The organism is Brevibacterium oceani, assembly GCF_013623835.1.
GTDB classification, from domain to species: Bacteria; Actinomycetota; Actinomycetes; order Actinomycetales; family Brevibacteriaceae; genus Brevibacterium; species Brevibacterium oceani.
In genome coordinates, this window is sequence record NZ_JABKDE010000004.1 from 380,254 (window position 1) to 393,725 (window position 13,472).

Genomic DNA, 13,472 nt, shown 5'->3' on the forward strand with positions numbered 1-13,472 from the left:
GTCCGAGGTCCGCGCCTGCCCGGTCCTGTCAGTTGCTGCCGATGATCGGATTCCACGTGCCCAGAGCGTGAGCGGAGACGATCGCGAGCACGCACACGGCCACCGCCGAGGCCACGACCACGAGATCACGGGCGCCGAACGTCGAACGCCTGCGCCACATCCTGCCTGGGCGTCCGAACGCTCGGCCCTCCATCGCCATCGCCAGCGTCGTCGCCCGCCGGATGGACACGACGAGGAGGACGAACACACCGCCGAACAGGCTTGCTGTGCGCCTGGCCAGTGACCCACCGGCGACGCCGCGGGCCCGTCTGGCCATCGACAGCACCTGCCACTCGCTGACGAGCAGACCGAGCAGCCGGCCGGCAGCGAGCACGGAGATGACGACGACCTCGGGCAGCCGCACGTGCTGGATGAGAGCATCGGCAAGATCGCGCGGATCGATCGTCGAGGCGAGCACGATGAGCGGAGTCGCCAAGGCCAGAGCACGGACGAAGATCGCCGCGGCCGCCTCCAACGACCCGGTCGTCATGAGGATCGGACCGAGGTCGACGACGACGGCACCGGTCTTCTCCGCGAGGATCGCCGTGCCCCACGCCGCGAGCAGAGCACCGGCAGGCAGGAACCACAGCCGCCGCAGCGCTGCCCGCAGGTCGAGCCCCGAAGCGGGAAGACCGAGGAACGTGAACGCGAGGACGACACCGGCAGAGACGAGATCGATGCTCAGCAACGCCCCGATCATGAGCACGAGAGCCACGGCGATCTTCGTCAGCGGATTGCACCGCACCAGCGCCGTCGACCTCACCACGGGAATGAGCTGACCGGGATCGTGGACAGGGGCGGCCGCCTCGGCGGTGGCGTTTCTGTCACTCAACGCGCTCACCTCGCACCTCGTCGTGCGCGTCGGGCCGACGAGCAGACCGATCGGCCGACGCCCCCGCAGGTGCCCCCTCGGACCCACCGAGGGCGAACCGGCGGGCTCCGATCGCGTCGAGAAAACCGTGATCGTGGCTGACCGCGACCACCGCAGACCCACCGGCAAGCGCGTCGAGGAAGAGTTCGACGAGGCCTGCCCAGGTCAGCGCGTCCTGGCCGAAGGTCGGTTCGTCGACGATGAGAACTGCCGGTCGAGGAGCGAGCATCGCCGCGACCGAGAGCCGACGCTTCTCCCCACCGGAGAGGCTCTGCGGATGCGCTTCGGCGAGGTCGCCGAGGCCGAGGACCTCGAGCAGTTCGGCCACCCGGGACTCGACGGACTCGGTCGACCAACCGGCCAGCCTGGGTCCGAGCGCGAGTTCGGCGGCCACGCTCGCGGTGAGGAACTGATGCGCGGGCTCCTGGAAGACCATCCCGATCCGCGGAGCAAGGAAGGCGGAGGGCCACCGGTACGGGCGGGCATGCTTCGCCCCATCCCGCAGCCCCGCCTCGGCGAGGACCTCACCGGTGAACTCAGGGATGAGGCCGGCAAGCGTGAGCGCGGTCGTCGACTTCCCCGCCCCGTTGGGGCCGACGATTCCGATGGCCCCGCCGGTGCGGATGTCGAAATCGATGCCCGTGGCCGCCGGCGCGCTCGCTCCCGGTCGGGCCACGCCGAGGCTGCGCGCCCTCAGCAGCACCTCGCCCTGCATCCGTGGGCCCGTCTGTGCGTCGTTCCGCACGCCCGCATCTGGCCCGGATTCGGAAACCGAGTGAGCAGGGGAGTCGGGGCGGGGCGCCCTACCGGCGCTGCGCAACTCAGCGGCCTCGGGATCCTCGGGCACCCAGATACCGCACTCGCGCAGCACCTCGGCGAGCTCCGGATCCCCGAAGACCTCGCCGGGTGCCCCCTGCGCCACCACGCCCTCGCGCCCGAGGACGATGACAGTGTCGACATGCTCGAGCCACAGTCCGACGCGGTGTTCGACGACGATCATCGTCGCCGAGGTGGCGGCCCTGACGGCGAGGATCGCATCCCTCACGCCCGGGGCGGAGTCCGGATCGATGTTCGCCGTCGGTTCGTCGAGGACGATGACCTCGGGCGACATCGCATGGATGCCGGCCAGGGCGAGGCGCTGCTTCTGCCCGCCGGACAGGGCCGCGGTGGGATGATCCTCACGGAGGTCGAGGCCGAGGGCCGACAGCGAGGCCGGAATCCGAGCCTCGATGTCGTCGACAGGAACGCCGAGGTTCTCCATCCCGAACGCGACATCGTCGCCCACCCGGGAGAAGATCACCTGAGAATCGGGATCCTGGAGCACGAGCCCGGTGTCGCCTCGGCGAGGGTCAGTGGAACGGCCGCCGATGAGGAGTTCGCCCGTGGCCTCACCGGATTCGCTCGGCAGGACCCCGGCGATCGCGTGGAGCAGGGTCGTCTTCCCGGCTCCGGACGGTCCGAGGAGCAGCACCGTCGAACCAGCGGGAATGTCGACATCGAGGGGACCGACAGCGGGAGCGTCACGGTCGGCATGCGTCCACGAATATCCGCGCGCCGTGATCGGCAGCGCCATCAGCGCAGACGGCCGGAGGCGAACGAACTCAGCGCCCCGGTCTTCGCGATCGCCCGATAGGCGTACCAGGCACCGATGCCGGAGATGACGAGACCGGAGACGATCGCGCACACCGCGTAGGCGGCCTGGAAGCCGAACTGCCATTCGGCGTTGTACATGATGTTCTCGCTCACCGCCATGAACGCCGCCGCCAGCACCCCCGACAGCGAGGTGACCCACAGGGTGAACCGCTTGTAGCCGAAGGCGGCGAAGACGAGTTCGGCGCCGAGGCCCTGCAGGAATCCCGACAGCAGCACGGTGGCTCCGAAGTGGGAGCCGAGGACGGCCTCGACGATGGCGGCGATGAGCTCGCACAGCAGTGCGGCGCCGGGTTTGCGGATGATCGCCCCGGCCAGAGGACCGGCGAGGACCCACAGTCCGGCGATGAGGCCGATCGAAGGCGGGAACGCCTGGAATGCGAGCTCGAGGACTTTCCAGCTCAGCGCCAGCACCCAGAACACCAACCCGACGGCGATGCCGAGCACGGCGGTGGTGACGTAGTCGACGACCCGCCACGACTTCGTCTTCGGGGCCAGTGTGTGGACCGGCGCCGTGGACGTCGTGGATTCGGGCGTGGTGGTTTTCGGCATTGCGCCTCCTCATGCAAGGAGGGGTGAAGAGTCTCGACTTCCTTCGGCGGTGCTAACCGCATCAGGTTCGAGGGTCTGCAGCATCTTCTGCACTCTCAGCGCCCCTGACGGCGCTCCCCTGTCGTAGCCACCACTGTACAACAGGGGAGCGCCCAAGCGGAGGTGCCGACTCTCGATCAGCTGGGAACCACCATCACCGGCCCCTCGGCGTGATCGAGGACTCCGCGCGAGACCGAACCGAGCAGTGCGCTCTTGATGCGACCGCGACCGCGAGTGCCCAGGACAAGCAATTGTGCGCGTCCGCTGGCAGAGGCGAGTACCTCTTTGGGATCGCCCACCGGCACCGAGGTGGTCACCGGCAGGTCCGGGAACTGCTCACCGAGGCCGGCCGCCTCCTTCTCCAGCCCGGCCGCGACTTCCCTCTGTCGCCGTCCCGTGACCTCCGAGCTGAGTTCGAGCTCGGGGTACCAGTAGAGCCATTCCTCTCCCGCGGGCAGCACTGCGACGACCTCGAGGGCGGCCCCACGGACGGCAGCCTCTGCGGCTGCGGTGACCATCGCGACCCGCCCGGTGTCCGAGCCGTCGACGGCGACGACCACGGGCCCGTCGGCAGCATCGATGGCCGTGGCGTGGTGCGGGACGACGATGGTCGGGCAGTGTGCATGCGCGGGAAGGGCGGTGGACACCGAACCGAGGACGCGCCCCATGAAGCCGCCGCGACCGCGCGCGCCGACGACGGCGATCTCGGCCGACGAGCTGAGCGTGACGAGCACCCCGGCAGCATCGCCGGGAGCCGTGCGGAAGCTCTTCTCACCCGGGTGATCACGGACGAGTTCGACCGCCTCGGCGAGGATCTCCTCCGCAGCCCTCTTCGCTCGCTCGTCTTCGGGTTCGCTGGGGATGGAGGCCATGTTCGGATAGATCATCGTCGGCAGCGCATACGCGGTGACGATGGTCAGTGGGATGGACCGGCGGTGTGCTTCGGCGGCGCCGACGCGGACGGCCTGGGCAGCGAGTTCGGAGCCGTCGAATCCGACGAGGACCCCGAGCTCGCGGTTGAGTCCGGACTCGCTCGGACGGGCTTCGCCCGGATGTGTTTCGGTGGGACGCGCTTCGGTCTGGCGGGACTGGGGAGACATCGCAAACCTCTCGATCGGGGCCTGGCCAACCCTGAACGCCGACGACGGCCCCGACATGCGGTATCGTCCGCGTCACCTCCAGTCTACCAACGCAATTCTACGCATTGTAGAAAAAACTGTGGAGGTGGAACCCTGCGTCTCAGATCGGGAAGCCGAGATGGGTGAGTGCGGCCTTGAGGATGAACTCCTGGCCGTAGCACAGCTCGCTCGTGATGTCGGCGCGCAGGGTCTCCTCGGGGGTCAGCCAGTCAAGGCTGAGCGCATCGGCGCGCGGTGTGCATTCGCCGCGGACCTCGAGGATGAAGCACATGGAGATCGCGTGCTGCCTCGGATCGTGCAGCAGGGACGAGCCTTCGGTGGGGAAGTACTCGGCGATGTGGAACGGCGAGATCGCCGGCGGGATGACCGGCAGCGCCATCGGGCCGAGGTCGTTCTCCGCGTGACGCATGAGAGCCGAGCGGATCGTCTCGTGGAAGCGGATGCGTCCACCGACGACCTCCCTGCCGAGCGTCCCGTCGTCGAGGCTGCGCAGCAGCAGGCCGATGCGCTCGACGTTGCCCGATTCGCCCACCCGCACGGGAATCGCATTGACATAGGGGATCGGCATGCGTCTGCGCACGCGGGCGAACTCCTCGTCGTCGAACCAGTTCTCGTCGAAGTCCAGGGCAGTGCGAGTCATGCAGTCATCGTCCCACATCGTGGGCGCGGGCAGAAGTGCCGCACGACCCATGTTGGTGAACCAGCGCACACGTCGGGTAAAATATCTTGATGTCGAGATAAATTTCCGACCGGCAGGGACCCGCCCACGTGACGTGGCCTACAGTTGTGTCAGCACTTTCCGACCAGAACCGGTCAAGGACTATGAAGGGGTATCCATGATCAATCATGAAGTCCGCACTCATAAGAGCTCAGAGAACCTGGCGCGCGTTGATCAGCTCGCCTGGAAGATCGCAGAAGTCGCCTCCGATCCGACTCCCGTGGACGCCGATGTCACCGAGATGGTGATCAACCGGGTCATCGACAACGCGTCCGTCGCAGCCGCCTCGGTGCGTCGTTCAGCCCCGATGCACGCCCGCGAGCAGGCGCAGACCCACCCTTTCACCCCGGGTGCTGCCATCTTCGGTCTGCCGCTGACCGATCGCTTCTCCCCGGAATGGGCGGCCTGGGCCAACGGCGTCGCCGTGCGCGAGCTCGACTTCCATGACACGTTCCTCGCCGCCGAATACTCCCACCCCGGCGACAACATCCCTCCGGTCCTCGCCGTCGCCCAGCACAAGGGCATCTCGGGCAAGGACCTCATCAACGGTGTGGCCACGGGCTATGAGATCCAGGTCGACCTGGTCAAGGGCATGTGCCTGCACGAGCACAAGATCGATCACGTCGCCCACCTCGGCCCCTCGGCCGCTGCCGGCATCGGCGCCATGCTGCACCTGCCCACCGAGGTCACCTTCCAGGCCATCCAGCAGGCCCTGCACGTGACGACCGCGACCCGCCAGTCGCGCAAGGGCGAGATCTCGTCCTGGAAGGCCCACGCTCCTGCCTTCGCCGGCAAGATGGCCGTCGAGGCCGTCGACCGGGCGATGCGCGGAGAGGGCGCACCGAACCCGATCTACGAAGGTGAGGACGGCTTCATCGCCTGGATCCTCTCCGGTCCCGAGGCCCGCTACACCATCCCGCTGCCGGGTCAGGGGGAGGCCAAGCGCGCTATCCTCGACACCTACACCAAGGAGCACTCGGCCGAGTACCAGGCGCAGGCACTCATCGACCTCGCCCGCAGACTCGGCGGTGAGATCGAGGATCTGTCGAAGATCAAGCGCATCGTCATCCACACCTCGCACCACACCCACAACGTCATCGGCACCGGTGCCAACGATCCGCAGAAGATGGATCCGAGGGCCAGCCGTGAGACGCTCGACCACTCGATCATGTACATCTTCGCCGTGGCCATGCAGGATCAGGGCTGGCACCACGAGCACTCGTACGCTCCCGAGCGTGCCGCCCGACCCGACACCGTCGAGCTGTGGCACAAGATCGAGACCACCGAGGATCCCGAGTGGACTCGCCGCTACCACTCGATCGACCCGAATGAGAAGGCCTTCGGCGGCCGTGTGGAGATCGAATTCGAGGACGGCTCGACGCTGACCGACGAAATCGCCGTGGCCGACGCGCACCCCTTCGGTGCCCGTCCCTTCGCCCGCGCGAACTACATCGAGAAGTTCAGGACCCTGGCCGAGGGCATCGTCTCCGAGTCCGAGCAGAACCGCTTCATCGACCTCGCCGAGAACCTCGAGAACCTCGACGCCAAGGGTGTGGCCGAACTGTCCTTCACAGTCGACGGACTCGAGCACAGCGGATCGAAGGGCATCTTCTGATGCTGGGCGCACAGGCAACACCCGCCGAGCGTCGCGCGAAGTTCCGCGAGCTGCTGGCCGGCGACGACATCGTCCAGTTCCCCGGCGCCATCAACCCGATCAACGCGCAGCTCATCGAGCAGACCGGGTTCGAAGGCGTCTACATCTCCGGCGGAGCGTTCTCCGCGGCCATGGGTCTGCCCGACATCGGACTGACCACGCTCACCGAGGTGGCCGATCACGGACGCAACATCGCTCGCGTGACGAACCTGCCGACCTTCATCGACGCCGACACCGGCTGGGGCGAGGCCATGAACGTGGCCCGCACCGTCCAGGAGTTCGAGGACGCCGGCATCTCGGGCATGCACTTGGAAGACCAGGTCAACCCGAAGCGCTGTGGCCACCTCGACGGCAAGGAGGTCGTGACCGCGGCCGAGATGAACAAGCGCATCGCCGCGGCCGTCAAGGGGCGCCGGGATGAGAACTTCGTCATCTGCGCCCGCACGGACTCCCGTGCCGGTGAGGGACTCGACGCAGCGATCGACCGGGCGAAGGCCTACATCGATGCTGGTGCGGACATGATCTTCCCCGAGGCTATGCGCGACCTCGGCGAGTTCGAGAAGTTCGCCTCGGCCGTCGATGTGCCGATCCTGGCGAACATGACGGAATTCGGAAAGAGCGAACTGTTCACCACCGAACAGTTGGCGAATGTCGGAGTCAAGCTCGTGATCTACCCGGTCACGACTCTGCGCATCGCCATGGGTGCGATCAAATCGGGCCTGCAGACCATTCGGGACAAGGGCACTCAGGTGGACCTGCTCGACGGTATGCAGACCCGTGCGGACCTGTACGACACCATCGACTACTCGGCGTACAACGAGTTCGACGCCGCAGTATTCAACTTCTCACAGGAGGGTCACCAGTGACCGAAGAAATCAAAAAGGGCCTCGCCGGCGTCGTCGTCGACACCACGGCCGTGTCCAAAGTGGTCCAGGAGACCAACTCGCTGACCTACCGCGGCTACCCCGTCCAAGAACTTGCCGCCAAGCGCAGCTTCGAGGACGTCGCCTACCTCATCTGGAACGGCGAACTGCCGACCGAGGCGCAGCTCGAGGAGTTCAAGTCCCGTGAGCACGCCCAGCGCGAGGTCGACGACAAGCTCGTCCAGCTCATCCTCGACCTGCCCAAGGACTGCCACCCTATGCACGTCGTGCAGACGGCGGTGGCCTACCTCGGCGCCGTCGATCCCGAAGCCGACGTCGAGGGTGCCGAGGCGAACCTCGCCAAAGCGGAGCGTCTCTACGCGCAGCTGCCGACGATCGTGGCCATCGACCACCGTCGCCGTCACGGCCTCGATCCCATCGCCCCGACGAAGGACCTCGGCTACGCCGCGAACTTCTTCAAGATGGTCTTCGACGAGGTTCCCGCCGAGGAGGTCGTGCGCTGCTTCGACGTGTCGATGATCCTCTACGCCGAGCACTCCTTCAACGCCTCCACCTTCACCGGCCGCGTCATCACCTCGACGACCTCCGACCTGTATTCGGCCGTCGCCGGTGCCGTCGGGGCGCTCAAGGGACCCCTGCACGGCGGTGCCAACGAGGCCGTCATGGCGATGCTCGAAGAGGTCGGCACCGCCGACAAGGCATCGGCATGGATCGACGACGCTTTGGCCAAGAAGGCGAAGATCATGGGCTTCGGCCACCGCGTGTACAAGAACGGTGACTCGCGGGTGCCGACCATGCGCAAGGCCTTCGAAGACATGGTCGAGGTCAAGGGCGCGACCGATCTGCTTGACCTCTACAACGCCTTCGAGGAGGACTTCGTCGGGCGCAAGGGCATCTACCCGAACCTCGACTACCCCTCGGGTCCGGCCTACCACCTGATGGGCTTCGACACCGAGCAGTTCACTCCGATCTTCGTCATGGCCCGCATCACGGGATGGACAGCACACATCTTCGAGCAGCAGGCCAACAACGCCCTCATCCGGCCCCTGAGCGCCTATGACGGTGAGGACCAGCGCGAGGTTCCCGACGCCCGCAGCTGACACGTTCGAAAGGCAATCTGAATATGGAACCTGACGGTCTGTACCGTCCGGTCGATCTCGAGGGTTTCGACTTCACCTTCACCGGTGGAGTCGGAACCCTCGTCATCAACCGGACCGACAAGCGCAATGCGATCTCGCGTGCGATGTGGCGTGCTCTGCCGGAGATCATCGCCTCAGTCGATGCCGACGATTCGATCGGGGCGCTCGTCATCACCGGGGCCGGCGGACACTTCTCCGCGGGATCGGACATCGCCGACCTCGACGTGCCGATCGCAGACTTCTGGGAGCTCAATTCCACCGCCGAGGCGGCCGTGGCCGATGCGAGGACTCCGACGATCGCGGCCATCGAGGGCAACTGCGTGGGCGGAGGCACGGAGATCGCCGCGGCCTGCGACATCCGCATCGCCGCCCCCGGATCAGTCTTCGGCGTCACCGCAGCGAAGCTCGGGCTCGTCTACCCGCCCGGACCGACCCAGCGGCTGGCACGAGTCCTCGGGGACGCGTGGGCCCGCTACCTGCTGATCACCGCCTCGATCATGGGATTCGAAACGATGGAGCGACTCGGCTTCTTCCACGAGGTCTCCGGCACCCCGGCCGAGGCGGCACAGGCGCTGGGGGAGCGGATCGCCGGTCTGTCCCGGCTCAGCCAGATCGGGGCCACAGCGATCCTGGGCGGACACGCCCCCGGCGGGGCCACCTCGGCGGGTCTGGATGTCTCCGCCGATACCGCGGCCGGTGATGGTGCCGACGATGCCGGCGGCACTGCCGACGGGGCCCCGCCCGAATGGCTCGATGCCGCCTACCGGGCGGAGATCGCACGCGGTCAGGAGGCCTTCTTCGCCAAGCGACCGCCCGCTTTCGGCTTCGCCAAATCCGCCTGGCAGGGCTGAGGCGATGGAGTCCGCTGACGGGATAAACTGAGCGAATGCGTCTTGCTGTCCTCGATATCGGCTCCAACAGCGTCCACCTCCTCGTCGTCGACGCTCACGTCGGAGCCCCGCCCCTGCCGGCCACCTCGCATAAGGAGGTGCTGCGCCTTGCCGAGTACCTCTGCGAGGACGGAATGATCGGCACGGAGGGGCAGCAGCGCCTCCACCAATTCATCGCCGACGCCGTTGAGATCGCCGAGGATCAGGGTGCCGAGCAGATCCTCGCGTTCGCCACCTCGGCGGTGCGCGACGCCCCCAACGGCGCAGAGCTCATCGATTCGATCAATTCCCAGCTTGGCGTGACGCTCAACGTGATGTCGGGCAAGGACGAAGCCCGCGTGACCTTCCTCGCGGCCAGGCGTTGGTTCGGGTGGTCGGCGGGGAAGATCCTGCTGCTCGACATCGGCGGCGGATCCTTGGAGATCGCTGCCGGTCAGGACGAGTACCCGCAGGCGGCGGTGTCTGTTCCGCTAGGGGCAGGACGGACGTATGCGGACTTCCTGCCCGACCCCATCCCCTCGGCCGAGAACCTCCACAATCTGCGCAAACATGCTCGCGCCCAGATCGGCAAGATCGCCGGCAAGATCAACCGGGTGGGTGCACCCGACCAAGTCGTCGGCTCCTCGAAGACCTTCCGTTCCCTGGCCCGCATCGCCGGTGCCGCGCCGAGCGGGGACGGGATCTACGCGCCGCGCAAACTCTTCCGACGCGACCTCTCAGGGATCATCGATACCCTGGCCTCGCGCACTCCGGAGGAGCGGGCGACCCTGCCCGGAGTCTCCGAGGCCCGCGCAGGACAGGTGCTCGCCGGAGCCATCGTTGCCGAGGCGGCCTTCACGATCTTCGACATCAGTGTTATGAACATCTCACCCTGGGCGCTGCGCGAGGGCATCATCATGCGCAAACTCGACCTGTTGGACTCCTCGGAGCAGTCCTCGGCGATGCGCGTCGAGCAGGTCGCAGCGCTCGACTGAAGACCTGCGGGCATCGGGGTTGCCTCCTCGCTTGAGCACCTGCGGGTGCGGGAATTGTGCCTGCGATTGAGCATCTGCAGGAACACGAAATCAGCACCGATCAGAACCGGTCAGTATCGCGATTAAGGTTCGCCTGCTAGCTTGTGAGTATTCGCCGCACCGAATCCTGTGGTCACCAACTGCAGGTGACGATGCCGACGTGACCCCGAACGTCTGAAAGAAAGCACAGAACTGCCGATGCGAAATGGCGAGCTGTCCCCACAACTGCGCGAACAGGCGCTGGAGACCCTGAAGAAGACCAGCGCAGCCGAACCCCTGGACGTCTTCGTCGTCGGAGGAGGTGTGACAGGGGCAGGATCCGCCTTCGACGCGGCCACTCGCGGACTCAAGGTCGGCGTCGTCGACGCGAAGGACTGGGCCTCGGGCACCTCCTCACGGTCGTCGAAGCTCATGCACGGAGGTCTGCGCTACCTCGAAATGCTCGACTTCAAACTCGTTGCCGAGGCGCTGAAGGAACGCGACCTGCTGCTCCAGCACACGGCGCCCCACCTCGTCGAACCCGTCGCCTTCGTGTTCCCCTTCGAACATCGCCTCATCGATCGGGCCTTCATCGGATCCGGTGTGCTCCTCTATGACACGATGGCCACCCGGCCCGGTCGCAAACGTGCCGTGCCGATGCACCGTCACCTGAGCAAGAAGGCGCTGAGCTCGCACTTCCCGGGCCTGGCCGACGACGCGGCCGTGGGTGCGCTCGAATACTACGACGCGAAGGTCGACGACGCCCGCTTCGTCATGACCCTCATCCGGTCGGCCGTCGGATACGGTGCCGCCGCTGCCAACCACGTCTCCGTCATCGGCTACCTCCATGATGGTGACCAGGTGTCAGGGGTGCGTGCCCGGGACGAGCTGACCGGAGACGAATTCGACGTCCACGCCCGCCGCACCATTCTCGCCGGCGGTGTCTGGACCGAAGAGCAGCAGGACCTGGCGAAGGCCGATGCCGGACTCAAGGTGCTGGCCTCCAAGGGCGTGCACATCACCGTCGACCAGGACAAGATCAAGGCCGACCCGGACACAGGCATCATCTCGAAGACGGAGAAGTCCGTCCTCTTCGTCATCCCGTGGGAGGGGTACTGGGTCATCGGCACCACGGACACCCCGTGGACCGAGGACGTCGATGCCCCGGTGGCGACGTCGAAGGACATCGACTACCTGCTCGAGCACGCGAACGCGATCCTCGCCGACAAGCTCACCCGCGACGACGTCATCGGCGTCTACTCCGGTCTGCGGCCCCTGCTCCAGCCGGTGGTCAAGGAGGGTCAGGCCTCGACGAAGGTCTCGCGCGAACACACGGTGATGGAGGTCGAACCGGGCCTGGCGGCGATCGCCGGCGGAAAGTTCACCACCTACCGGGTGATGGCCGAGGACGCCGTCGACTTCGTCCTCGGAGACGATGCGAAGGACCGTCGGTCGCTGACCGAATCCGTGCCGCTGCTCGGTGCCCAGGGTGTCGGTGCCCTGCGCCGCGGACTGGCCGGGATCGCCGAGAAGTACGGATGGGACGAGGCGCGCGTCAAGCGTCTCATCCGCCGCTACGGCACACTGATCGAAGACCTGCTCGACCTCGTCGATGACGATCCCGAGCTCGGTCAGCCCCTGCCCGGCGCCGAACGCTATCTGCGCGTCGAAGCGCACTACGCTGCGGCCGCCGAGGGGGCCGTCCACCTCGGTGATGTCCTCGAGCGTCGGATGCGGCTGAACTACGAGACCCGGGACCGGGGGAGGGATGCCGCCGAGGCGGTCGCCGCTATCGTCGCCCCGGTCCTCGGATGGGACGCCGAGCGGGAGGCTGCCGAGGTCGCGGACTTCCAGGCTCACGTCGAGGCTCAGGTCGCGGCCGAGGGAACGGAGGACGACGCCTCGGCGGCGGCTTTGGTGGGGGAGGCCCCGGCATAAGCCGATTCGGGTGCCGGGGCAGCGAATCGATCGCTGTCCCGGCACCCGCACCTCCCGCGATACTGCACGATCTGTACGCGCACCATCAGTACCTGTACCATCCGCACCACCGCACCACCTGCGACACCGGAACACCCGGGTGCATCCGCACCAGCGTCACCGTCTGTCAGTGCCGACAGTGGCGAGTGAGAACACACGAACAATGAGGAGTTTGTGAGATATGGGCACCATCTTTCTCTACGAGATCGCCGGTACGGCGATGCTCATCCTGCTCGGCGTCGGCGTCGTCGCCAACGTCGTGCTCGGCAAGACCAAAGGCAACGGCGGCGGTTGGCTGCTGATCTCCTTCGGCTGGGGCCTCGCGGTCTTCGCCGGCGTCTTCGTCGCTTATAAGACCGGAGCGCATCTCAACCCGGCGGTGACCATCGGGATCCTGACGAGTGGGGCTGATGAGTACGCTCCGGGCATCGCCGTCACCTTCGGCAACACCATCGCCTACCTCGCGGCGGAGATGATCGGCGCAATGATCGGTGCGCTGTTGGCTTGGGCCGTGTACAAGAAGCACTACGACGAGGAGAAGGACGCGGGGAACATCCTCGGCACGTTCTCCACCGGTCCGGAGATCCGCTCCTACGGCTGGAACTTCATCACCGAGATCATCGCGACCTTCGTGCTCGTCTTCGTCATCCTCGTCTTCGGCGGGACACCGGACAAGCTCGGCCCGCTGGCCGTGGCCCTCATCGTCGTTGCTGTCGGCGCCTCGCTGGGCGGCCCCACCGGCTACTCCATCAACCCGGCCCGTGACCTCGGACCCCGCATCGTCCACGCACTGCTGCCGATCCCGAACAAGGGCGGCTCCGATTGGGCGTATTCCTGGGTTCCGGTGTTCGGCCCCCTGGCCGGAGGGATCATCGCCGGCCTGGCCTCCCGGGTCTTCATCTGAGTACGATCACGTCCAAGCACATCG

General features: G+C 66.7%; 12 protein-coding genes and 1 riboswitch. Of the genes, 7 read left to right on the top strand and 5 right to left on the bottom strand.

Annotation, left to right across the window (positions count from 1 at the left end):
• Nucleotides 1-28: 28 nt before the first annotated feature.
• From HK401_RS11160 to HK401_RS11180, 5 genes are all read right to left on the bottom strand, one after another.
• A complete protein-coding gene (locus HK401_RS11160) occupies nucleotides 29-871 on the bottom strand; it encodes an energy-coupling factor transporter transmembrane component T family protein (RefSeq protein WP_181274722.1) in 843 nt (280 codons plus the stop codon).
• On the bottom strand, nucleotides 864-2,483 hold the full coding sequence (locus tag HK401_RS11165) for an ABC transporter ATP-binding protein (protein ID WP_181274723.1): 1,620 nt from the start codon (nucleotides 2,481-2,483) through the stop codon (nucleotides 864-866). Before HK401_RS11165 ends, HK401_RS11160 begins: the two co-directional genes overlap by 8 nt.
• Nucleotides 2,483-3,112: an ECF transporter S component gene (locus HK401_RS11170; protein ID WP_181274724.1), complete on the bottom strand. Its 630-nt coding sequence runs from the start codon at nucleotides 3,110-3,112 to the stop codon at nucleotides 2,483-2,485. The genes HK401_RS11165 and HK401_RS11170 overlap by 1 nt, the downstream gene beginning before the upstream one ends.
• Before the next feature lie 21 nt (nucleotides 3,113-3,133).
• Nucleotides 3,134-3,242: riboswitch (TPP riboswitch) on the bottom strand.
• Nucleotides 3,243-3,288: 46 nt separating this feature from the next.
• Nucleotides 3,289-4,251: a universal stress protein gene (locus HK401_RS11175; protein WP_181274725.1), complete on the bottom strand. Its 963-nt coding sequence runs from the start codon at nucleotides 4,249-4,251 to the stop codon at nucleotides 3,289-3,291.
• A gap of 139 nt (nucleotides 4,252-4,390) precedes the next feature.
• Nucleotides 4,391-4,930, bottom strand: a complete 540-nt coding sequence (locus tag HK401_RS11180) for a DUF4916 domain-containing protein (protein ID WP_181274726.1) — start codon at nucleotides 4,928-4,930, stop codon at nucleotides 4,391-4,393.
• 196 nt (nucleotides 4,931-5,126) lie between these two features.
• On the opposite strand from HK401_RS11180, the gene HK401_RS11185 reads away from it, so the two are divergent.
• The 7 genes from HK401_RS11185 to HK401_RS11215 all read left to right on the top strand — a co-directional run bounded on the left by HK401_RS11185 (nucleotide 5,127) and on the right by HK401_RS11215 (nucleotide 13,448).
• Nucleotides 5,127-6,623: an MmgE/PrpD family protein gene (locus HK401_RS11185; protein ID WP_181274727.1), complete on the top strand. Its 1,497-nt coding sequence runs from the start codon at nucleotides 5,127-5,129 to the stop codon at nucleotides 6,621-6,623.
• Nucleotides 6,623-7,528 carry a methylisocitrate lyase gene (gene prpB / locus HK401_RS11190; protein ID WP_181274728.1) on the top strand — a complete coding sequence of 302 codons (906 nt, stop codon included), beginning with the start codon at nucleotides 6,623-6,625 and terminating at the stop codon, nucleotides 7,526-7,528. Before HK401_RS11185 ends, prpB begins: the two co-directional genes overlap by 1 nt.
• On the top strand, nucleotides 7,525-8,646 hold the full coding sequence (locus HK401_RS11195) for a bifunctional 2-methylcitrate synthase/citrate synthase (RefSeq protein ID WP_181274729.1): 1,122 nt from the start codon (nucleotides 7,525-7,527) through the stop codon (nucleotides 8,644-8,646). Before prpB ends, HK401_RS11195 begins: the two co-directional genes overlap by 4 nt.
• Nucleotides 8,647-8,669: 23 nt before the next feature.
• Nucleotides 8,670-9,536: an enoyl-CoA hydratase/isomerase family protein gene (locus HK401_RS11200; RefSeq protein ID WP_181274730.1), complete on the top strand. Its 867-nt coding sequence runs from the start codon at nucleotides 8,670-8,672 to the stop codon at nucleotides 9,534-9,536.
• A gap of 35 nt (nucleotides 9,537-9,571) precedes the next feature.
• On the top strand, nucleotides 9,572-10,549 hold the full coding sequence (locus HK401_RS11205) for a Ppx/GppA phosphatase family protein (RefSeq protein WP_181274731.1): 978 nt from the start codon (nucleotides 9,572-9,574) through the stop codon (nucleotides 10,547-10,549).
• A gap of 237 nt (nucleotides 10,550-10,786) precedes the next feature.
• Nucleotides 10,787-12,505: a glycerol-3-phosphate dehydrogenase/oxidase gene (locus HK401_RS11210; protein WP_181274732.1), complete on the top strand. Its 1,719-nt coding sequence runs from the start codon at nucleotides 10,787-10,789 to the stop codon at nucleotides 12,503-12,505.
• A 220-nt stretch (nucleotides 12,506-12,725) separates the two neighbouring features.
• Nucleotides 12,726-13,448, top strand: coding sequence for an MIP/aquaporin family protein (locus tag HK401_RS11215; RefSeq protein WP_181274733.1), 723 nt, complete (start codon nucleotides 12,726-12,728; stop codon nucleotides 13,446-13,448).
• The last annotated feature ends 24 nt before the right edge of the window (nucleotides 13,449-13,472 follow it).